This window comes from Pseudomonas sp. 20-5, assembly GCF_056782835.1.
On sequence record NZ_CM165584.1, the window covers coordinates 844,252 to 865,472 of the forward strand.

17 protein-coding genes are annotated in these 21,221 nt (G+C 69.1%); 6 read left to right on the forward strand and 11 right to left on the reverse strand.

Features of this window, described 5'->3' with window-relative positions:
* Positions 1 to 16: 16 nt before the first annotated feature.
* Positions 17 to 922 carry a Fe2+-enterobactin ABC transporter substrate-binding protein gene (gene fepB, locus AC1RB9_RS03990; RefSeq protein ID WP_003093531.1) on the reverse strand — a complete coding sequence of 302 codons (906 nt, stop codon included), beginning with the start codon at positions 920 to 922 and terminating at the stop codon, positions 17 to 19.
* Positions 923 to 1,048: 126 nt separating this feature from the next.
* On the opposite strand from fepB, the gene AC1RB9_RS03995 reads away from it, so the two are divergent.
* Positions 1,049 to 1,846, forward strand: a complete 798-nt coding sequence (locus AC1RB9_RS03995; RefSeq protein ID WP_003119003.1) for an ABC transporter ATP-binding protein — start codon at positions 1,049 to 1,051, stop codon at positions 1,844 to 1,846.
* A gap of 6 nt (positions 1,847 to 1,852) precedes the next feature.
* Here AC1RB9_RS03995 and AC1RB9_RS04000 read toward each other — a convergent pair whose 3' ends face one another.
* Positions 1,853 to 2,641, reverse strand: a complete 789-nt coding sequence (locus tag AC1RB9_RS04000; RefSeq protein ID WP_003119004.1) for an IclR family transcriptional regulator — start codon at positions 2,639 to 2,641, stop codon at positions 1,853 to 1,855.
* 255 nt (positions 2,642 to 2,896) lie between these two features.
* Here AC1RB9_RS04000 and AC1RB9_RS04005 point away from each other — a divergent pair, with 255 nt between their 5' ends.
* The 3 genes from AC1RB9_RS04005 (at position 2,897) to AC1RB9_RS04015 (ending at position 7,461) form a co-directional block, all read left to right on the forward strand.
* Positions 2,897 to 4,981, forward strand: coding sequence for a TonB-dependent receptor (locus tag AC1RB9_RS04005; RefSeq protein ID WP_003093526.1), 2,085 nt, complete (start codon positions 2,897 to 2,899; stop codon positions 4,979 to 4,981).
* Positions 4,982 to 5,048: 67 nt separating this feature from the next.
* Positions 5,049 to 6,356: an NtaA/DmoA family FMN-dependent monooxygenase gene (locus tag AC1RB9_RS04010; RefSeq protein WP_003118183.1), complete on the forward strand. Its 1,308-nt coding sequence runs from the start codon at positions 5,049 to 5,051 to the stop codon at positions 6,354 to 6,356.
* Between the two features lie 436 nt (positions 6,357 to 6,792).
* Entirely contained in the window at positions 6,793 to 7,461 is a 669-nt protein-coding gene (locus AC1RB9_RS04015) for a TIGR04211 family SH3 domain-containing protein (RefSeq protein WP_003454250.1), read from the forward strand.
* An 83-nt stretch (positions 7,462 to 7,544) separates the two neighbouring features.
* Here AC1RB9_RS04015 and AC1RB9_RS04020 read toward each other — a convergent pair whose 3' ends face one another.
* Genes AC1RB9_RS04020 through AC1RB9_RS04045 form a run of 6 tightly spaced genes read right to left on the reverse strand, consistent with a single transcriptional unit; the run spans position 7,545 to position 13,645 of the window.
* Complete coding sequence (locus AC1RB9_RS04020; protein ID WP_003104781.1) at positions 7,545 to 8,606, reverse strand: 2,3-butanediol dehydrogenase; 1,062 nt, start codon at positions 8,604 to 8,606, stop codon at positions 7,545 to 7,547.
* 43 nt (positions 8,607 to 8,649) lie between these two features.
* A complete protein-coding gene (locus tag AC1RB9_RS04025) occupies positions 8,650 to 9,762 on the reverse strand; it encodes an acetoin dehydrogenase dihydrolipoyllysine-residue acetyltransferase subunit (protein ID WP_003104784.1) in 1,113 nt (370 codons plus the stop codon).
* Positions 9,759 to 10,778, reverse strand: coding sequence for an alpha-ketoacid dehydrogenase subunit beta (locus AC1RB9_RS04030; protein ID WP_003104786.1), 1,020 nt, complete (start codon positions 10,776 to 10,778; stop codon positions 9,759 to 9,761). Before AC1RB9_RS04030 ends, AC1RB9_RS04025 begins: the two co-directional genes overlap by 4 nt.
* A gap of 32 nt (positions 10,779 to 10,810) precedes the next feature.
* Positions 10,811 to 11,785 (reverse strand): thiamine pyrophosphate-dependent dehydrogenase E1 component subunit alpha, encoded by a 975-nt coding sequence (locus tag AC1RB9_RS04035; protein ID WP_003112998.1) that lies wholly within the window; start codon positions 11,783 to 11,785, stop codon positions 10,811 to 10,813.
* 22 nt (positions 11,786 to 11,807) lie between these two features.
* The gene (locus AC1RB9_RS04040; RefSeq protein WP_003112999.1) at positions 11,808 to 12,848 is read right to left on the reverse strand and encodes an ATP-NAD kinase family protein; all 1,041 of its coding nucleotides are present in this window, start codon (positions 12,846 to 12,848) and stop codon (positions 11,808 to 11,810) included.
* Positions 12,845 to 13,645 (reverse strand): SDR family NAD(P)-dependent oxidoreductase, encoded by an 801-nt coding sequence (locus AC1RB9_RS04045; RefSeq protein WP_003104791.1) that lies wholly within the window; start codon positions 13,643 to 13,645, stop codon positions 12,845 to 12,847. Before AC1RB9_RS04045 ends, AC1RB9_RS04040 begins: the two co-directional genes overlap by 4 nt.
* Positions 13,646 to 13,976: 331 nt before the next feature.
* On the opposite strand from AC1RB9_RS04045, the gene AC1RB9_RS04050 reads away from it, so the two are divergent.
* Positions 13,977 to 15,854 carry a sigma-54-dependent Fis family transcriptional regulator gene (locus tag AC1RB9_RS04050; RefSeq protein ID WP_003104795.1) on the forward strand — a complete coding sequence of 626 codons (1,878 nt, stop codon included), beginning with the start codon at positions 13,977 to 13,979 and terminating at the stop codon, positions 15,852 to 15,854.
* A 204-nt stretch (positions 15,855 to 16,058) separates the two neighbouring features.
* The gene (locus AC1RB9_RS04055; RefSeq protein ID WP_003104796.1) at positions 16,059 to 16,670 is read left to right on the forward strand and encodes a LysE family translocator; all 612 of its coding nucleotides are present in this window, start codon (positions 16,059 to 16,061) and stop codon (positions 16,668 to 16,670) included.
* On the opposite strand, the gene AC1RB9_RS04060 is transcribed toward AC1RB9_RS04055, so the two are convergent.
* From AC1RB9_RS04060 to AC1RB9_RS04070, 3 genes are all read right to left on the reverse strand, one after another.
* Positions 16,657 to 17,547: a LysR family transcriptional regulator gene (locus tag AC1RB9_RS04060; protein ID WP_003454249.1), complete on the reverse strand. Its 891-nt coding sequence runs from the start codon at positions 17,545 to 17,547 to the stop codon at positions 16,657 to 16,659. The two genes, AC1RB9_RS04055 and AC1RB9_RS04060, sit on opposite strands and share 14 nt — an antisense overlap.
* A 95-nt stretch (positions 17,548 to 17,642) precedes the next feature.
* Entirely contained in the window at positions 17,643 to 19,058 is a 1,416-nt protein-coding gene (locus AC1RB9_RS04065; RefSeq protein WP_003118187.1) for a TolC family protein, read from the reverse strand.
* A complete protein-coding gene (locus tag AC1RB9_RS04070) occupies positions 19,058 to 21,217 on the reverse strand; it encodes a peptidase domain-containing ABC transporter (RefSeq protein ID WP_003454248.1) in 2,160 nt (719 codons plus the stop codon). Before AC1RB9_RS04070 ends, AC1RB9_RS04065 begins: the two co-directional genes overlap by 1 nt.
* Positions 21,218 to 21,221 lie beyond the last annotated feature (4 nt).

Genomic DNA, 21,221 nt, shown 5'->3' on the forward strand with positions numbered 1-21,221 from the left:
CGAACGGGCGCATGGCTCAGCGGAAATGGCGGGCGACGTTGTCGATCATCTGCCGTCCCGAGTAATAGTCGATGCGGAAGGAACTGGGGCCCAGGGCGTACACGCGCTTTTCGCGGACCGCCGACAGGTTGGCCAGCACCGGGTCGGCGAGGAACGCCTGCACGTCGTCGTCGCTGGCGCCGAGCAGGAACACGCTGTCGCCGGCGATGGCGGCGGGCAGGTTTTCCCGCGAGATGAACTGGAAGTCCGAGGCGCGCGTCACCTTGCCCGCCAGCGCCTCCGGCAGTTCCGCCACCTGGAAGCCGAGGGCCTCGAGCAGGCGTGCCTGGGGGCTGGCCTGGCGGCCGATGGAATAGCTGCCGGCGATGTTGTAGCCGACCACGCTGACCGGGCCCTGCGGCGGCGCGATGGCCGCGGCGACTTCGGCGGTGTAGGCGTCGAAGCGCTGGATGGCGGCCTGCGCCTGGCGTTCCAGGCCGGTGTGCCGGCCCAGCTCGGTAGCCAGTTCCTGCCAGCTGTGTTTCGAGTAGTCGACCACCAGCGTCGGTACGCCCTGCGCCTCCAGCTCCGCACGGTATGGCGCGGCGCTGTCGGCGCCGGTGGCGGAGGCGACCAGCAGGTCCGGATCCTGGGCGATCACCGCTTCGATGTCGAAGCGCAGGTTGCGGTAGAGCACCTCGACGCCACGTTGGTCGGCGACCTTCGCCCATTGCGAGAAGAAGCCCTTGGCGTCGGTCAGGCGACTTGGCGTGGTGGCGGCGCTGGCCACCAGCGGTGCGTCCATCGCCAGCAGGATGCCGGTGACGCTCGGGGTGGTGGAGACGATCCGCGCCGGCTTCGGCTCCCCGGCCGCGGCGAGGGTGGCGAACAGGCTCAGGGCGAGGGCGAGTAACGGCAGGGCGGAGCGGCGGCGGGTCGGCATGAAGGCTGTTTTCGCTGTAGGGGAAGCCGGGCGGACGGATTCATATGATAATGCTTCTCATGCAGTCTATTCCATAATGTAGAATCGATTCCACATATTCGAGCCATTCTTATCCAGGAACCTCCCATGACCCATCGCCTGCACGCGGACGCCGTGACCTTGCGCCGCGACGCGCGAACCGTTTCGCGGAATCTCTCGCTGGCCATCCCCGAGGGTTCGTTCAGTGTGATCGTCGGGCCCAACGCCTGCGGCAAGTCGACCCTGCTGGCGGCATTGTCGCGCCTGTTGGCGCCGGCCGAGGGCCGGGTGGTGCTGGACGGCAGGGATATCCACAGCCTGCCGGGACGGGAAGTGGCGCGGCGTCTCGGCCTGCTGCCGCAGAGCGCGCTGGCGCCGGATGGCATCACGGTGGCCGAGCTGGTGGCGCGCGGGCGCTATCCGCACCAGTCGTTCCTGCGCCAGTGGTCGCCGGCGGATGAGCGCGCGGTAGCGGCGGCGTTACGCGCCACGCGGGTCGACGGCCTGGCCGAGCGACCGCTCGATGCGCTCTCCGGCGGCCAGCGGCAACGCGTGTGGATCGCCATGGTGCTGGCGCAGGAAACCCCGTTGCTGCTGCTCGACGAGCCAACCACCTACCTGGATATCGTCCACCAGATCGAATTGCTCGAACTGCTCGCCGAGCTGAATCGCCAGGGGCGCACCATCGTCGCCGTGCTGCACGACCTCAACCAGGCCTGCCGCTATGCCTCGCACCTGATCGCCATGCGTGACGGCGCGATCCTCGCCGAGGGCGCGCCGGCGCATATCTTCACCGAGCGTCTGGTGGAGGAGGTGTTCGGCTTGCGCTCGTTGATCATCGCCGACCCGGTCAGCGGCACGCCGCTGCTGGTGCCGCGCGGGATCGCCGCCGACGCGCGGGGCTGAGGTGGCTCAGCGCGGCGGCGGCCGCATGCCGGGGTGGAGTACCAGGCCACCGGTGGACTGGTTGACCTGCAGCGCCTCGTGGAACAGCGCGTCGCGGTCTTCCGCCGACTGCAACTGGCCGAGATCGGTCACCGTGGTCATGGCGCAGACGATCTCCTGCTGGGCGTCGAACACCGGCGCCGCCTGGCCGGTGACATTCGACAGCAGGTGGCTGGTCAGTTCGGCCCAGCAGCGCTCACGCACCTCGTCGAGCAGCGCGCGGCTCGGCGGGCTGCCGCGGAAGTGCGCCGGTTGCTGCTTGCGCGCGGCGTCGACCACGGCCTTCGGCAGGAAGGCCTGGAACACCAGGCCGCAAGCGGTATTGTCGATGGGCAGGATATCGCCCAGGGCCAGCGGGTTGATCGAGAAATAGGCGCTGCGGTACCAGCGCACCAGGGTCGGGCCGCGCTCGGTCCAGATCGCCACCCCGCCGCTGGCGGCATGCCGTTGGGCCAGGGCCTTCATGTGGCGGGCGGCGATATCCACCGCGTCGATCCGCTTCAGCGCGCCTATGCCGATGCTCAGCGCCGCCGGCCCGAGGTCGTAGAGACCGCTGAGCGGGTCCTGGCGGGCCAGGCCTTCCTTCACCAGGCTCTGCAGGTAGCGGTGCGCGGTGGAGCCGCCGGTGCCGGTGCGCCGGGCCACTTCGCCGAGGGCCAGCTCGCCTTCGGCGTTGGCCAGGGTCTTCAGGAAGCGCGCGGCGATGGACACCGACTGGATGGTGCCGGAGCGCTTTTCGCCCGGGGCGTCCGGCATCTCGTGCGCCGGGGGCTGCGAAGTATTCAACGGCTCGGTCTCCTCACCACGGTTGATCCATAGGCTTCGGTCCGCGCTGCGGTGGCGCGGGCGGCGCCCATGATACCGATTCCCCGGGGCGGTGGGGCGCCGCGGAAGGGACGGGCGTAGGAGATTTCATATTTCGCAATGAGGAATCTATTCCCCATTGAGGAATATTCTGGTGGCGTGATAGCCTGAATGGAAAAGAGAGTCATTCCCATTTGGAGAAGATCCTTGAACGCCCGCACGCACCGCACGCTCAACCGGGGAATCGGCGTCGTCACGCTGTCCACCCTGCTCGCCTCGCCATCGGCACTGGCCCGGGAAAACCCGCCCGCCGAGGACGAACCCGCCGCCCTCGAGGCGCTGGTCGTGACCGGCGAGAAACGTGAACGCTCGCTGAAGGACACGGCGTCCTCGGTATCGCTCACCAGCGCCCGCGACATCGACCGCAAGCAGACCGGCAACGCCTCGGTCGCCGAGGTGATCAATGGCAGTCCCAACGTGGTCTACACCGACTCGGTGGGCGCGCCGATCATCCGCGGCCAGGACACCCAGGGCCCGAACAACGGGCAGAACGTGTTCTGGGGCGGCACAGTGCCGCGGGCGACGATCAACCTCGATGGCCACTACCTGAACTACAACGAGATGTTCTTCGGCGCGACCTCGGTCTGGGACGTCGACAGCATCGAGGTGTTCCGCGGCCCGCAGACCACCTCCCAGGGCGCCAACGCCATCGCCGGGGCGATCATCGTCAACACCAAGGACCCGACCTTCAGCCCCGAGGCTGCCTACCAGGCGGAGATCGGCAGCTACCATTCGCGGCGCAGCTCGATCGCAGTGTCCGGCCCGCTGGCGCAGGACTTCGCCGGGCGCCTGGCGGTGGACTACGCGGGCCGCGACACCTTCATCGACTACGACAACCCGAAGTTCCAGGACAGCGGCACCGACCAGGACTTCCGCGCCCTCAACGCGCGCGCCAAGCTGCTCTGGCTGCCCAGCGGAATTCCGGGCCTGGAGAGCAAGTTCACCTTCTCCCACAACGACAGCAACCGCCCGACCCAGGAAGCGGCGACCCGCCCGTTCGACAAGCTCGACCATCGCTCGACCACCATGCCCAGCTGGGAGCAGGACACCAACACCAGCATCCTCGACGTCGCCTATGACCTCGACAACGGCATCCGCCTGTTCAACCAGGCGCAGTACTCGCTGTCCTCGGTGCACCGCACCACCGGCGCGGGCGGCGAGGGCGACGCCGACATCCGCCAGAAGAACGCCTCCAACGAATCGCGGATCAGCTTCGGCGAGCAGGAGGACCGGATCAGCGGCATGGGCGGGGTCTACTACGCCCGCACCCGCACCGACGAGACACTGCACCTGCGCGGGCTGTCGGCCTTCGACGACACGAAGAAGAACCTCGGTGTGTTCGGCGAGCTGAACTACCGCCTGAGCGACCGCTGGACCCTGACCACCGGCCTGCGCTACCAGGAGGATCGCATCGAGCGCAGCGGCAACTCGGTGCTGGCGCCGCGTCCGCTGGACTACCAGAAGACCTTCTCGGCCTTCCTGCCGAAAGTCTCCCTGGCCTTCGCCGCGACCCCGGACTGGACCGTCGGCGGCCTGGTCAGCCGCGGCTACAACCCCGGCGGCGTGTCGCTCAACCTGACCACCCGCAACTGGGCCTACTTCAAGGAAGAAACCATCTGGAACTACGAACTGTTCACCCGCGCCAGCCTGCTCGACGGCCGCCTGCTGCTGAACGGCAACCTGTTCTTCATGGATTTCAAGGACGCCCAGTACAACATCCCGGTGGTGGTTTCGCCGGGGGTGGCGCAGTCGTACACCATCAACGCCGAGAAGGCCCACGCCTACGGCATGGAGCTGGACCTCGACTATCGCCTGCGCGACGACCTGCGGCTGAAGGCCAGCGCCGGCGTGCTACGCACCCGGATCGACGAGATGTCCGGCAATACCGGCTACGAGCACAACGAGTTCGCCCGCTCGCCGGGCTATACCCTCAGCTTCGGACCGAGCTGGGACGTCACCGAGCGCCTCAACCTGAACGCCCAGGTGCGCTACCTGGACGGCTACTACTCGGACACCGCCAACACCAAGGCCTACTCGATCAAGGCCTACACCCTCACCGACGCCCGCGCCAGCTACCGCTTCAACGACCAGGTGCAGCTCTATGGCTACGTGAAGAACGTGTTCGACGACCGCTCGCCCACCTACATGCAGGAAAACCGGGGGATCGGCGGCATCGAGGCGAGCATGACGCAGCCGCGGACCCTCGGCATCGGCATCAAGGGCACCTTCTAGGCGCCCCGAGAAGCCGGCCCCGCGCAGGGCCGGCCCAGCCCCAGAGCCCATACAGGAGATTGGCACGATGAGTACCCCGAAACGCCTGCACATCGGCATGTCGCTGGCCCCCACCTGGCTCAGCGGCGATGCCTGGCGGCGCCCCGACAGCAATATCGAAGGCATCTTCGGCAGCGATTTCGCCGTCGACATCGCCAGGCGCTCCGAAGCCGCCCACCTCGACTTCGTGTTTCGCCCGGACGTCAGCAGCCTGCCACTGGACGTGCTGGAGACCGGCTCCGGCTTCGCCAGCCTGGATCCCACCGTACTGCTTGCCGCGGTCGCCCGCGAAACCTCGCGGATCGGCCTGGTGTCGACGGTCTCCACCACGTTCTATCCGCCCTACGTGGTGGCCCGGCAGCTGCAATCGCTGCACTGGATCAGCAACGGCCGCGCCGGCTGGAACATCGTCACCGCGCTGCAGGGCCACGAGAACTTCGGCCTGGACGCGATGCCCGATGCGGAGCAGCGCTACGCGCGCGCCGCCGAGTTCACCCGGCTGGTGCACGACCTGTGGGACAGCTTCCCCCGCGAGGCACTCCTGGTCGACCGCGAGAGCGGCCGCTACGCCGACGTTTCCCGGGTGCACCCGGTCGACCACGACGGCGAATTCCTCAAGGTCAAGGGACCGCTCAACCTGCCGGCCTTCGGCGAGGCGCGGATTCCCCTGGTGCAGGCCGGCGCCTCCGAGAGCGGGCGCGACTTCGCCGCCTCGGTGGCCGACCTGGTGTTCGCGCCGACCCCGGACAAGGAGGCTGCCCTGGAACTGCGCCGCGACCTTTCCCGCCGCGCCGAACGCCACGGTCGCTCGCCGCGCGACGTGCGCCTGCTGCCGGGCTTCAGCCTGTACCTGGCGGAGAGCCGCGAGGAGGCGCGGGAAATCTTCATGCAGACCCACGCGCGCCTGGACCGCACGCGCAAGTTCGCCACGATCAGGCAGATGCTCGGCCTCGACCTCAGCGACTGGCCGCTGGACCGGCCGATTTCCGCGGCCGACCTGCCGCCGCCGGTGGCCAACCCCGGCAGCCGCACCCACACCGACCTGCTGCGGCGCCTGATCGAGCGCGAGACGCTACGCCTGGACCAGTTGCTGCTGCGCCCCGAGGTGGTTTCCGCGGCGCACTGGCAGGTCATCGGTACGGTGGACGATGCCGTCGAGCAGATCGTCGACTGGGCCGCCGCCGGCGCCATGGACGGTTTCATCGCCGCGCCGGGAGGCTCGGTCGGCTCGCTGCGGCTGTTCCTCGAACAGGTGGTGCCGCGCCTGGTGGAGAAGGGGCTGTTCCGCGAGCGCTACAGCGCCACTACCTTCGCCGGGCACCTGGCAGAGGAATGATGGAAAGGGCCGGCGACGGCCGCGACCTGGCGGCGATGGCGAGCGAGTGACCGCCTGCGGTTGGCCGCCTGACGGGCCCGCTGTATCGCAGCACGCCATCCGACCGGTGGAGCGTGGTACAGGCGAGGGAGCCTCTGCCTTGGCGTAGATACCGTCGTACCCCGGGGATCATCCGGACAGGTCGCAGCCTGGGCAGCGCTGGCCGTCGGCAGGCCTGGCATTCTGCTGTTACAACCATCCATCCATTCCTGCGGAAACGAGTGAACTCAATCGCCCCGAGCGCTGTCTGTCAGCCGTCGGCCCAACCGGGCCGGGCGCATGGCCCTTGGCCATGCGGTAGCCCCGCCCCGGTCGCGCGCTTGTCCATAACAATTCGACTGGCCGGCTTTTTCGCTCCCCTTTGCGGGTTTCGTTCTCTCGCCATGTGAAGATTGCCATGTCCCTATCCCGTCGCATCCCCGCCGCTCTTTCCCCGTTCCAGAACCGCGTCATCGGAGCCTGCCTGCTCGGCGGCCTGCTGGCGGCCGGCGCCCCGGCGCAGGCCGAGGAGGCGACCGGCAACGCGCGCTGGGTGAGCGACAGCCTGGCCACTTTCGTGCGCAGCGGCCCCACCGATGGCTATCGCATCGTCGGCACCCTCACCTCCGGGCAGAAGGTCGAGCTGCTTGGCACCCAGGGCAACTACAGCCAGGTGCGCGGCGAGAACGGCAGCACCGTGTGGATTCCCAGCCGCGACTTGCAGGAGGTTCCCGGCCAGGCCGAGCGCCTGCCGCAACTGGAACAGAAGGTGGCCGCCCTGACCGCCGAGCTGGACGGCATCAACGACACCTGGAAGACCCGCGTGCAGGGCATGCAGGAAACCCTCGACACGCGCAAGAAGTTGATCGACGAATTGCAGGCGGCGCGCAGCAACCTGGACGCCGAGCTCGGCAAGGCCCGCTCCGACCTGCGTGCGGTGCAGGCGCAACTGGGCGACGAGAACAAGCAGGTGCTGATGCGCTACATGGTCTACGGCGGCAGCATCGCCGGCGCCGGCCTGTTCGCCGGGCTGATCCTGCCGTCGCTGCTGAGGGTGCGGCGCAAGCGCAACGACAAGTGGTTCTGAGCCTCCGCCCGCGTCTCTGCGTTTCGTAAAGCAAGCCCCGCCGGCCGCGGGGCTGTGTCGCAAGCGCGACAAGGGCTGAAGCGTCAGCCGCCCGGCGAGACGATGATCTTCACGTTGTGCTCCTTGTTGTTCACCAACTCTTCGAAACCGCGCTCGACGATTTCTTCCAGGCCGATGCGACCGGTCACCAGCGGTGCGATGTCGAGGCGGCCGTCGGCTATGAAGGCGATCACGTCGGCGAACTCGCCGTTGTAGGCGAGGGCCCCGAGCAACTGCTTCTCGGTGGAAACCAGCTCGAAGAAATTGAATTCACTGGGCTCCTCGAAGATTCCCACAAGCACGCACTTGCCGGCCTTGCGGATGGCATCGATGGCCAGCTTGGCGGTGTGCTTGTTGCCGATGCATTCGAAGCTGACGTCGGCGCCAAGCCCGCCGGTGAGGGCGCGGATTTCGCCTAGGGCGTCGCACCGCGAGGGGTCGAGCACCTGGCTGGCGCCGACCTCCAGGGCCTTGGCCTTGCGCGCCGAGGACATCTCCAGGGCGATCACCTGTGCCGCGCCGGCGGCGCGCGCGCACATGATGGTGCTCAGGCCGATGGTGCCGGCGCCGACCACCACCACGTTCTGCCCGAGCAGGCTGCCGGCCTTCTTCACCGCGTGCATGCCCACCGCCAGCGGCTCGATCAGCGCGCCGGCCTCGCTGGGAAATCCGGCCGGCAGGGCGTAGAGCAGGTTGGCCGGTACGTTGACGTATTCGGCGAAGGCGCCGTTGTTCATCAGCCCGGTGAAGGCCAGGTTCTCGCAGATGTTGTACAGCCCATGCCGGCAGTAGTAGCAGGTGCCGCAATGCTGGCAGGCGTCTGCGGCGACCGCCTGGCCGACGGCGAAGCCGGTCACGCCGTTGCCGAGGCGGACGATTTCGCCGCTGAACTCGTGGCCGAGGATGCATTGATCCTTGAGGCCGGTGAGCGGGTGCGGCGCCTCCACGGGGATGAATACCGGGCCGGCCAGGTATTCGTGCAGGTCGGAGCCGCAGATGCCGCACCAGTGCACGCGGATCTGCACCCAGCCGGGCGGCGGCTCGGCCGGGAGCGGCACGTCTTCCACGCGGATATCGTGGCGGCCGTGCCAGACGGCGGCGCGCATCGCCGCGTTGGCTTGCGGGGAACTGTTCATGTCGGTCGTCTCCTCAATGCTGGCGGAGGAAGTCGAGCAGCAGGCGGTTGACCTGCTCGGCGGCTTCCATCTGCACCATGTGCGCCTGTCCGTGAATGATCTCCACCTGGGCTGGCAGGCCCTCGGCATGCCGCGCCGGGATGATCGCGTCATCGCTGCCCCAGATCGCCAGGACCGGCTGGCGGCCCTCGCTCGCCACGGCACGCAGGTCGTTGCGCTGGCGACCGTCGGCGAACAGGTTGTCCAGCAACTGGCGCAGGGCCGCATCGACGCCTTCCAGGCGCTTGTAGCGGAGCATGTCCTCGAGCATCTGCCGGGTGACCAGCGCGGGGTCGGAGAACAACTGCACCAGTTGCGGCTTCAACGCGTTGCGGTTGGCCGCCTCGACGAAGCCGCGCAGGTAGTCGCCGTTGATCTCCTCGCCGAGGCCGGCGCTGCCGATCAGGCTCAGCGACAGCACCCGCTGCGGCGCCAGGCGCGCGCAGTTCAGCGCCACCGCTCCCCCCATGGAGTGACCGGCCAGGTGTACCTGTTCCAGGTCGAGGTGGTCGAGCAGGGCCAGCACGCTGCCGCTGAGTTCATCGAGGTCGCCGCGCACCAGGGCCTTGCCGGACTCGCCGTGGCCCGGCAGGTCTAGAGCGATCACCCGCCGCTCGGCGGCCAGCGCCTCGTGGTTGAACAACCAGTTGTTCAGGTCGCCACCGAAACCGTGGATCAGCAGTAGCGCCGGATCGCCCTCGCCGCGGTCGAAATAGCGCAGGAGGCGCCCGTCCAGCTCGACTTTCCGCGGTGCCGGTCCGCTATCCCCAGCGTCCTCGTCGGCGGGTACGAATTCGGCCTGGAAGCGTTGCACCAGTGCGTCGATCTCCTCGTCGCTCGCCTCGCCCTCGACCACCACGCCGAGCAGCGCGCCGACCGCCAGGGTCTCGTCCTCGCGCGCCACCTTGCGCCGCAGCACGCCCGAGAAGGGCGCCTCGACGCTGCTGGAGATCTTGTCGGTCTCCACGTCGAGCACCTCGTCGCCTTTCTCGATATGCGCGCCCTCTTCCTTGAGCCAGGCGTCCACCCGACCCTCGGTCATCGACAGGCCCCACTTGGGCATGGTCAGTGTATGGATCCGGCTCATGCCGCGTCCCTCCCTTCCAGGGCCTGGCGCACGGCTGCCTCGATCTTCGCCGCGTCGGGGATGTAGAGGTCTTCCAGGGCGTCGGAGAAAGGCACCGGCGTATGGGGCGCGGTGACCCGGCGGATCGGCGCGCGCAGCGCGGAGAAGGCCCGTTCGGCGACCAGCGCGGCGATGTCGGTGGCCATCGAGCAGCGTGGGTTGGCTTCGTCGACCACCACCAGGCGGCCGGTCTTTTCCACGCTTTCGAGAATGCTGTCCTCGTCCAGCGGGCTGGTGCTGCGCAGGTCCAGTACTTCGCAGGAGATGCCCTGGCGCGCCAGGCTGGCGGCGGCGTCCAGCGCCAGGTGGACCATGCGGCCGTAGGTCACCAGGGTGACGTCGTCGCCGTCGCGGAGGAAGTTCGCCTCGCCGAAGGGTACGCTGTACAGCTCCTCGGGTACCTCGCCCTGCATCGAATAGAGCAGCTTGTGCTCGCAGAAGATCACCGGGTCGTTGTCGCGGATCGCCTGGACCAGCAGGCCCTTGGCGTCGTAGGGCGACGACGGGCAGACCACCTTGAGGCCGGGGATGTGGGTCCATAGCGAAGTGAGCATCTGCGAATGCTGGGCGGCGGCGCGCAGGCCGGCGCCGACCATGGTACGGATCACCAGCGGGGTGACCGCCTTGCCGCCGAACATGTAGCGGAACTTGGCGGCCTGGTTGAGGATCTGGTCCAGGCAGCAACCGGCGAAGTCGACGAACATCAGTTCGCACACCGGGCGCATGCCGCGGGTGGCGGCGCCGACCGCGGCGCCGACATAGCCGATCTCTGACAACGGGGTATCCAGCACACGGCCGGGGAACTGGTGGTAGAGGCCCTTGGTGACCCCCAGCACGCCGCCCCAGGCGTCGTCCTCGCCGGGCGCGCCGGCGCCGCCGGCATTGTCTTCGCCCATGATGAAGACGCTCGGGTCGCGGCGCATTTCCTGGGCCAGCGCCTCGTTGATGGCCTGCTGGTAGCTGATCTTTCTCGCCATGATGGTTCTCCTCGTTCTTGTTTTCGGGCGGCTCAGGGATAGGACACGTAGACGTCGCGCAGCAGGTCGTCCGGCTCCGGCTTGGGATCGTTCTTCGCGCGCTGCACGGCATCCTCGATGCGTGCCTCGACCTCGGCGTCGATGGCGTCCAGGTCGCTGGCGGAGAGCAGGCCGGCGTGGCAGGTGCGTTCGCGGAACTGCTTGAGGCAGTCGCGGGTTTCCCGGTAGTGCTTTACTTCGTCGGGGTCGCGGTAGGTCTGTGCGTCGCCCTCGAAGTGTCCGTAGTAGCGGGTCAGCTTGACTTCGATCAGCGACGGCCCCTCGCCGGCGCGGGCGCGCTCGATGGCGGCGCCGGCAGCCTCGTGGACGGCGAAGAAGTCGAAGCCGTCGACGGTCACCCCGGGCATGCCGAAACCGGCGGCGCGGTCGGCGATGTGGTCGCAGGCCACCGACCAGTTGGCCGCGGTGGCCTCGGCATAGCCGTTGTTCTCGGCGACGAACAGGCACGGCAGGTTCCACACCGAGGCCAGGTTCATCGCCTCGAACACCGCGCCTTCGTTGGAGCCGCCATCACCGAAGAAGGCCACCGCCACCGCATCGCTGCCTTTCAGCTTGGCCGCCAGCGCAGCGCCGGCGGCCAGCGGCGCGCCGGCGCCGACGATTCCGTTGGCGCCGAGCATGCCTTTCTCCAGGTCGGCGATATGCATGGAGCCGCCCTTGCCCTGACAGACCCCGGTCTTCTTGCCATAGATTTCCGCCATCATGCCGTGCACGTCTACGCCCTTGGCGATGCAGTGGCCGTGGCCGCGATGGGTGGAGGCGATGCAGTCGTCGTCGCGCAGGTGCGCCATCACGCCGGCGGCGGAGGCTTCCTCGCCGGCGTAGAGGTGGACGAAGCCGGGTATCTCGCCCGTGGCGAACTCGACGTGCAGGCGTTCCTCGAAGGCGCGGATGGTGCGCATCACGCGGTAGGCATGGAGCAGTTGGTCGGTGCTCAGAGTGGACATCTTGTTGTTCTCCAGGTTGTCTTCACGGGGTCATCGGGGTTCGCTGGCCGGCCAGCAGGCGATGGCGGGCGGCGTAGGCGAGGGTGGCCGGCACATCGACGCTGAACGGGCCGGAAGGGTCGAGGGTGATGCTCGGGCGGTCGGTGGCGCTGAACTCGATCTCGCGCTCTCCGTCCAGCGCCAGGGTCCCGCTGGACAGGCTCGGTGCGTGGGCCACGCCGGGTTGCAGGTAGCCGGCGGCAGAGACCCCGCAGCCCACCAGCAGGCCCGGCGCCAGCGGCACCAGCAGGCTCTCGCGGGCGTCCGGATGCAGGCGCATCCAGGCGCCGTGGGGCTCCTCGCGGCTCACCGGCGACCACAGTCCGCAAAGCGCCGAAAGGCCGATGGCGTGGGGTTCGGCGAAGCTGACGAAGACTTCGGCGAGGTCTTCGGCGCGACTGATGGCGCGGGCGCCGATGAACGGCTGCGGCGACACCGCGACGTCCACCAGCGCCCACTCGCAGAGCCCGCGGCGCGGCTCGCGCACCAGCAGGCGCTTGTTGCGTCGCAGGCCGATCTCCGGCGGCACCCGGTTGCTGGCGCAGAGGCCGCCGGCGAGCCCCGCGCCGGTGGCTTCGCGCAGCTCCGGGAAGGCGTTGTTGGTCCCGGTGGACAGCGCCAGCAGGGGGACGTCGCCGACCTCGGCGGCCACTGCCTTGTGCGTGCCGTCGCCGCCGAGCACGGCGATCAGCGCCACGCCGCGCTCGACCATGCGCCGCGCCGCCAGGCGGGTATCCTCGACGCTCTGGCGCAGCGGCATGTCGAGGAACTCCAGGAACGGCCAGTGGCCGTCGCGGGCCTGGCGGGTCTGGCTGGCCCGGAGCACGGCGGCGGCGATGCCGGTCATGTCCGGCGGCAGCAACGCATGGCGGATGCCGGTGGCGCCGAAGGCGGCGAGCAGGCGTTGCACCACCGATGCCTTGTCGGTGCTGGAGTGCAGCCCGGCATGGGCGGTGAGGCGACGCAGGTCGCGACCGGAGGCCGGGTTGGCGATGATGCCGACGATCGGCGAGGGCGGGGTCATAGCGAGAATCCGCCGTCGACGGCGATGGCCTGGCCGGTGACGTGCGGCGCGCAGGCCAGGTAGACGACGAGCTGGCCCATGTCTTCGACGGTCTGCGCCTCGCCCTGGGGCAGCAGGCTGGCCTGGTGGCGTTCCCAGGACTGCGCCTCGCTTTCGCCGGCCTGCCGCCAGCGGCCCGACAAGCCGTCCTCGCCGCGCCACATTCCGGTGCCGACGATTCCCGGGCAGAGCGCGTTGACCGTCACCCCGTCGCGCGCGACCTCCTTGGCCAGGGCATTGCTGAAACCGATCACGGCAAACTTCGAGGCACAGTAGTGGGCGAGGTCGGGGAGACCGACCTTGCCGGCGATCGATGACAGGTTGACGATCCGCCCCCAGCGCTGCGCCTGCATCAGCGGCAGTTCGGCCTGGCAGCAGAGGAACACGCCGCGGGCGTTGACGTTCATCACCCGGTCCCAGTCGGCGAGGCTGAGTTCGGCGACCTTGCGGATGCTGATCACCCCGGCATTGTTCACCGCCACGTCGAGCCGGCCGAACTCCGTGGCGACCCGCTCGACCATCGCCCGGACGCTGTCGCCGTCGCTGACGTCGACCCCAAGGGCCAGGCTGCGGCGACCGAGGCTGCGGATCGCGGCGGCGGTTTCCTCGGCGACCTGCGGATCGAGGTCGGCCACCGCCACGTCGGCGCCGGCGCGCGCCAGGGCGAGGGCGATGCCCCGGCCGATGCCGCGTCCGGCGCCGGTCACCAGCGCGACCCGGGAAGACAGGGAGAAATCGTCGGACGACGTAGCGTGCATGCTTCACCTCTGATTGTTCTTGTAGGTGTATGCGGCAGGGCGTTGGGAGGAGCGGACAGTCCGCCCTGCCGTCGCCGTGGCTGGAGCAAGGCCGATGCCAGGTTGCGGCGTGGCGGCCGGAAGGCCCGTCGTAGAGCGCCGGCATGGGAAGGCCGGCGACCGCCGGGGCGACGTCCGGCGAGACAACCCATGTCATCGCGCACGGGTTCCCGGCGAGACGCTGAGACGCTCCGTCTCAGTCGTCGGCTGTGGCGGCCCGGCGCTTGTCGAGGGTCGCCGATGGGCGCTTAATGGGCGGCACAACAACAAGATGCCGAGCAACGGAGGCCCCATGCTTTCCGCACACTCGAAGGACCATGTGGACTGTGTCAGCCGTGTCCTGAGGAACGCCGCGCGCCTGCCGCAGGCGCCGGTGCCGACGCCGATCCTCGACTCCTGGCGCCGCTCCATGGAGCAGCACCGTCTCGACCCGGGGTCCCTGCAAGGGCCGCGGATTCTCTCGCAGACCCTCCTCGACGAATGTCGCGAGCGTTCCGAACTGTTCCTGCGCATCGCCAGCGAAGAGGTGGCGCGACTGCATGGACGGGTGCGCGATGCCGACTACTGCGTACTGCTCACCGATGCCCAGGGGCGGACCATCGACTACCGTGTCGAGTCGACCATCCGCAACGACTGCCGCAAGGCCGGGCTGTACCTCGGCACCTGCTGGTCGGAAGGCGAGGAGGGCACCTGCGGGGTGGCCGCCGTACTCACCGACAGGACTGCGGTGACGGTGCACAAGCGCGATCACTTCCGCGCCGCCTTCATCGACCTGACCTGTTCCGCGGCGCCGGTCTTCGATCCGCAGGGCGAGTTGCTCGGTGTGCTCGACGTTTCCGCCGTGCAATCGCCGGACGACCGCCGCAGCCAGCATCTGATCCGGCAGATGGTGGCGCAGAGCGCGCGGGAGATCGAGAACGCCTTCTTCATGCACAGCGCCCAGGGCCATTGGGTGCTGCGCGCGCACCGTGCGCCGGGCTACGTCGACAGCCAGCCGGACTACCTGTTCGCCTGGGACGCCGATGGGCGCCTGCTGGCGTTGAACCCGGCGGCGCGGCACTACCTGCGGCAGCGCCTGGGGCAGGTGCCGAGCCACATCGGCGAGGTGTTCGACCTCGACGCCCTGCACGCCGCCGCCGACCAGGCGCCGTGCCTGCTGCGCGGCCAGGCCGGCGAGCTGCACGTGCGTCTCAGCGCGCCGCGGGCCAAGGCGCGGCGGCTGGAGCGCGAGGTGCCCGACGACGCTGCGCTCGACCCGCGCATCGCCGAAAGCCTGCGCCTGGCGGTGCGGGTCAAGGACCGCAACCTGCCGGTGCTGATCCAGGGCGAGACCGGTGCCGGCAAGGAGGTTTTCGCCCGCCAGTTGCACCAGGCCAGCGCCCGTCGCGACAAACCCTTCGTCGCGCTCAACTGCGCGGCGATTCCCGAAAGCCTGATCGAGAGCGAGCTGTTCGGCTACGTTGGCGGAGCCTTTACCGGCGCGGCGGCGAAAGGGATGCGCGGCCTGCTGCAGCAGGCCGATGGCGGTACCCTGTTCCTCGACGAGATCGGTGACATGCCGCTGGGCCTGCAGACCCGCCTGCTGCGCGTGCTGGCCGAGGGCGAGGTGGCGCCGCTGGGGGCTGCGCGCCGGCAGGCTGTGGATATCCAGGTGATCTGCGCCACCCACCGCGACCTGGCGGCGCTGGTGGCGGCCGGCGGCTTCCGCGAGGATCTCTACTTCCGCCTCGGCGGCGCCCGCTTCGAACTGCCGCCGCTACGCGAACGCAGCGACCGGCTGGCGCTGATCCGGCGCATCCTCGACGAGGAAACCGCGCACTGCGGCGTACGCATCGAACTCGGCGAGGCAGCCCTGGAATGCCTGCTCGGCTATCGCTGGCCGGGCAATGTCCGCCAGTTGCGGCATGTGTTGCGCTACGCCTGCGCGCTGTGCGGCGGCGCCACCCTGCAACTCGCCGACCTTCCGGCAGAGCTGCGTGGCGAAGGCCGGACACCGGCCAGTGCGTGCGAGAGCGGCGGCGGTCCGGAGCGCGACGCCCTGCTCGACGCCCTCGTGCGGCATCGCTGGAAACCCATGGCCGCGGCGCGGGAACTGGGTATCTCGCGAGCGACCCTGTATCGGCGGGTGCGCCGGCATGGCATCCGCATGCCGGGCCAGGCGGACGACTGAGGTGCGCCGGCGGCCGGCGCAGTCGTCAAGCGCGGAAAATCAAAACCAGCCTTGAGCCTTGCCCCGTTAATGCCGGTGGGCTTTCCCTGTAGCGTTCCGGGCAGCGGCGCAACCCGTTCGGTCGCGCCCCGCCAGGAGCCTACGGAGGAAACCCATGCCCGCCCCGCACCAGCCAGCCCGCAATCCGACCGGGGAGTTCGACCCATGCCGCTAGCCCTGCTGCTCGCCATGGGCGCGTTCTCCCTGAGCCTGTCGATTTCCCCCGGTCCGGTGAACCTGACCATCGTCGCTTCCGGCGCCAACCATGGTTTCCGCCGGACCCTGCCGTTCGTCACCGGCGCCACCCTCGGCTTCGTCCTGCTGCTGGCCTTCGTCGGCTTCTGGTTCGTCCGCGCGATCGAGGCCTACCCGCGCTTCTTCGACTACCTGGGGATGGCCGGCGCGGCGTTCATCGCTCATGTGGGCTACCGCATCGCCACCGCGGATCCACGCCTGGCCCTGGAGGAAAACGGGGTCCCCGGGTTCTTCCAGGGCGTGCTCCTGCAATGGCTCAATCCCAAGGCCTGGATCGCCTGCGCTTCCGGCGTGGCCTTGTTCGCCAGCCCGAGCACGCACGCGCCGCTGCTGGTCTTCATGGCCATCTACCTGGTGGTCTGCTACCTCTCGCTGGCCGCCTGGGCACTGCTCGGTGACCGCGTGGCGCTGCTGCTCGACAGCCCCCGGCGGGTGCGCCTGTTCAATCGGGCGATGGGCGGCACCCTGGTGCTGACCGCTGGCTACATGCTCTACCTGCAGCTCGCCGCTAGCCCGGATTGAAGGCCTCGTAGAGGCGATTGATGAGGGTATAGGCGATGCTGCTGGCGGGTACGTTGGGCGGCCACACCGCATACACCTTCAACGGCTCCAGGCGCCATTCCGGCAGCACCGCGCGCAACTCGCCGCGGCGGATCGGCTCGTCGCTCAGGTAGGTCGGCGGCGCGGCCAGGCCGACGCCGAGGCGGGCCAGGCGGCAGGAGGCTTCGACGCTGTCGACGCGCACCCGCGGGGTGTAGTCGACGCGTACCTCCTCGTCGTCCCGCGCATGACGGAATAGCCGGCTGTCGGGGCGCATGCCGAGCCCGATCCATTCCAGCCGCTGCAGGTCGCGCGGGTGTTCCAGCGGCGCGTGCCGGGCCAGGAATGCCGGTGCCGCCACTACCTGGCGCGGCAGCAGGAACAGGTGACGGGCCTTCAGCGAGCTGTCCGGCAGGTCGCCGATGCGGAAGGCGATGTCGATGCCGTCGCCGATGATGTCGTGGCGGCTGTCGTCGCAGGCGATGCCGAGGTCGAGGTCGGGATGCTCCTCGATGAAGGCTGCCAGGTGACGGGTGAAGTTGCCGTTGACGAACACCGCGGGCATCGAGATGCGCAGGCTGTTGCGGGTCGAGACGGCGCGCTGGCGGAACTCGATGAAGCCCTTCTCGTAGAGTTCCAGCATGGAGCGGGCGGTGTCCAGCAACTGCGTGCCGTCCTGGGTCAGCGACAGCTTGCGGCTGTTGCGGTAGAGCAGCGCACGGCCCAGGTTCCGTTCCAGCCTGGACAGGTGCAGGCTGGCGGTCGCGGCGCTCAGGCCCAGCGCCTCGGCGCCGCCGGAGACGGAGCCGGTCTCGGCGATCTTGGCGAATACGATCAGGTAGCGGATGTCGTCGATCATGCGGTCTCTCGTCGCAGGGGCTGGGTGCATCCTGCGCGATGGCGGCCAGCCGGACAAGCGCGAGAGGTAGAGAGCGGCGGCGCTTCCCGGGCTTTTCAGCGCAGGCTCCAGAAGCCCAGGCGACCGAGGCTCGCCGCCAGTCGCAGGCGCGAGGTCTGCCAGTTGCCGAGGGCGCGGATGTGCTGGTCCTCGGCGCTGGCGTAGGCGGTCAGGGCGTTGAGCAGCTCGATCATGCTGCCGACCCCTGAGCGGTAGCGGCCCTGCACCACCTCCAGGCTTTGCCGCGACTGTTCGACCAGTTCGCGGGTGCGCGCCAGGCTGCGGGTCTCGACGCTGAGCGACTGGTAGTTGTTCCACACCTCCAGCGAAACCTGCTGCTCGGTGTCGGCCAGCTCCGCTTCGCTGGCTTCGCGGCGGGCCAGGGCGTTGCGGACCTGGTAGGTGCGTTCGAAGCCTTCGAACAACGGGATGTTCAGTTGCAGGCCGATGCTGCGGTCGCGTTCGCGGGTATCGCCGTTGAACGCCATCGCCTGGTCGCTATGGCTGCGTGCCAGGTTGGCGCTCAGCGCCAGGCTCGGCCGGCCGGCGGCGCGGCTTTCCTCCACCGAGGCGGCGGCGGCTTTCAGCCGCGCCTGGGCGGCGAGCAGCGCCGGATGCTCGCGGCGGGCTTCGGCGAGCATCTCGTCGATGGCCTTGACGAAGCCGGTGTCGGGTTGCGCCTCCAGCTCGCCGGAGAGGCGCAGCGGGGTATCCGGCGCCAGGCCCATGCGCAGGGCGATGACGCCGAGGGCGTTGCTCAGGGCGCCTTCGTCGCGGACCTGGGCGAGGCTCGCCTGGGACAGCGCGGTCTGCGCCTGCAGGCGATCGGAAAGGGCGGCGGCGCCGGCCCGGTACTTGGCGTCGGCGGCTTCCAGGTTCTGCGCCGCTAGCTCCGCGACCTGCCGCGAGGCGGCCAGGCTGCGCTGGGCGGCGAGGGCGTCGTAGTAGGCCTGGGCGGCGAGGGCGAAGGTGTTCTGCAGGGTCGCGTCCTGGCTGGCGTTGGCCGCCAGCAGCAACTGCTGGGCGTTGCGCAGGGCGGCGCTGCGGCGGCCGAAGTCGAACAGCACCCAGCTCAATTGGAGGCTGGCGCCACGCCGGTGGCGATGGCCGTCGCCGGAGAGGTAGGGGGCATCGCGATAATCCATGTCGCTGTAGCCGCGACTGGCGTCGAGACGGCCGTCCAGGCGCGGCAGGTAGGCGGACTTGCCGATCCCGACCTGGGCCGCCTGGGCCTTGGCATTGGCCCAGGCGAGGCGGGTCTGCGGGTCGTGGCAGAGGATCCGCTCGATGGCTTCCTCCAGGCTCAGCTCGGTCGGTGGCGGCCCGCCGCGGCAGGGCAAACCGCTGCCGCCGAGGTCGTAGACCGCCTGGCCGGCGACCTGGCCGGCGGTGCCGAACACGTCCGGCTCGTAGGCGGCGGCGCCGGGAACCAGGCCGAGCAGGCCGCACAACAGGCCGGCGAGGGCACGCATCAGGCCTGCTCCCGCGCCGCGGCGGCCTGGCGTTCGGCCAGGCGCGCGGTGCTTTCGTCGAGGCTTACCTTGCCCTGGCCGAGGACTATCACGCGGTCCGCCGAGGCGATGGTCTCGGGCCGATGGGCGACCATGATGCGGGTGATGCGCAGCGCGCGAATGGCGGCGTTGACCCGCTGTTCGCAGTGTACGTCGAGGTGGCTGGTGGCTTCGTCGAGGAACAGGATGCGCGGCTTCTTGTACAGCGCCCGGGCCAGCATCACCCGCTGCTTCTGGCCGCCGGAGAGCACCGTGCCCATGTCGCCGACCAGGGTGTTGTAGCCCATCGGCATGGCCTGGATGTCATCGTGGATGGCAGCCATCTGCGCGCACTGCAGCAGCCAGGGCATGTCCGGTTGCGGGTCGAAGAAACTGATGTTGTCGCTGAGCGAACCGGCGAACAGCACGTCGTCCTGCAGCACCGTGCCGACCAGTTCGCGCAGGCCGTCCAGGCCCAGTTGCGCAAGGTCCAGGCCGGCCATGCGGATCTGTCCCTCCACTGGCGGGAGGATGCCCAGCAGGACGTTGAACAGGGTGCTCTTGCCGCAGCCCGAGGGGCCGACGATGGCCACCGACTCGCCGCCGGCGATGCGCAGGTCGAGGCCGTCGAGGACCCAGGGCTCCTGTTCCGCGTAGCGGTAGCGCAGGCCCTGGATCTCGATGCTCGCCTCGCGCTCGCGGAGGTTCTCCGGGAGGATGTCGCCGTGGCTGACCTCCGGGGCCTGGAGCACGATGTCGGCCAGGCGCTCGCCCTGCAACTGGAGCATGCGCAGCTCGAAGAACTTGTCGATCAGGCTGCCGACGCGGCTGTCGAACTGCGACTTGTAGGCGTTGAAGGCCATCAGGATGCCGACGCTGAACTGGCCGTCCATCACCATGGTCGCGCCGAGCCAGATCACCAGCAGGTTCTCCACGCCGAACAGCAGGCCGTTGAGCTGCTGGTAGAACAGTTGCAGCTTCTGCGTACGCAGGCCGGCGTTGATCTGTTCCACCAGCAGGCCGAGCCATACCGAGCGGCGCTCGTCCTGGCGCTGGAACAACTTCAGCGGGCGGATGCCGCGCACCGTCTCGAGGAAGTGGCTCTGCTGGCGCGCGGCGTGGACGATCTGCTCCTCGGTGGCGTTGCGCAACGGCCGGTACCAGATCCAGCGGCCGAGGGCGTAGAGGCTCATGGCGGCGATGGCGATGGCCGCCAGCGGCGGACTGTAGAGCAGCATCATGCCGAGGGTGGCGATGGTCATCAGGCCGTCCAGCACCGCCGAGAGGAAGGCCGCGGTGAGGGTCTGCTGGATGCTGTTCACCGCGCCGAAGCGCGACACCACGTCGCCCAGGTGGCGCTTCTCGAAATACTGCGCGGGCAGCCGCAGCAGGTGGCTGAAGACGTTGGCCTGCCACTGCACGCCGAGCAGGGTGCTCATGTGCATCATCACCCAGGCGCGCACCCCGCTGACCGCCTGCTGCATCAGCAGCAACAGGCCGAAGCCGATGGCCAGGGTGCTGAGCAGGTCACGGTCTTCGCTGACGATGACGTTGTCGATGGTCCATTGCAGGAAGAACGGACTGATCAGCGAGAACACTTCCAGCGCGCCGGCGAGCAGCAGCACCTGGGCCAGCGAGCGGTACAGCCCGGTGACCTTGCCGAGCATGCCCAGCAGCTTGATCCGCGGCGGCGCCTCCTGTTTCTCGAAGCCGCTCTCCGGCCAGAGTTCCAGGGCTACCCCGGTGAAGCTCCGCGAGACTTCCTCCAGGCCCAGCCGGCGCTGGCCGTGGGCGGGGTCGTGGAGCACCGCGCCGCGCCCGTCGACCGCCTTGAGCACGACGAAGTGGTTGAAGTTCCAGTGCAGCACGCAGGGCAGCTTGAGCTTGCCGAGGTCGCCGAGGTCGAGCTTCACCGCGCGGGTGCCCAGGCCGAGGCGGTGGGCGGTCTGGATCAGTTGCTTGAGGGAGATGCCCTTGAGCGATACGGAGAAGCGCCGGCGCAGTTCCATCAGGCCGGTATGGTGGCCGTGGTAGCCGGCGATCATCGCCAGGCAGGCCAGGCCGCATTCGGTGGCTTCGGTCTGCAGCACCAGCGGCAGGCGGCGGCCCAGGCGCAGGGCGAGAGCGTCGAGAAAGGCCATGGGT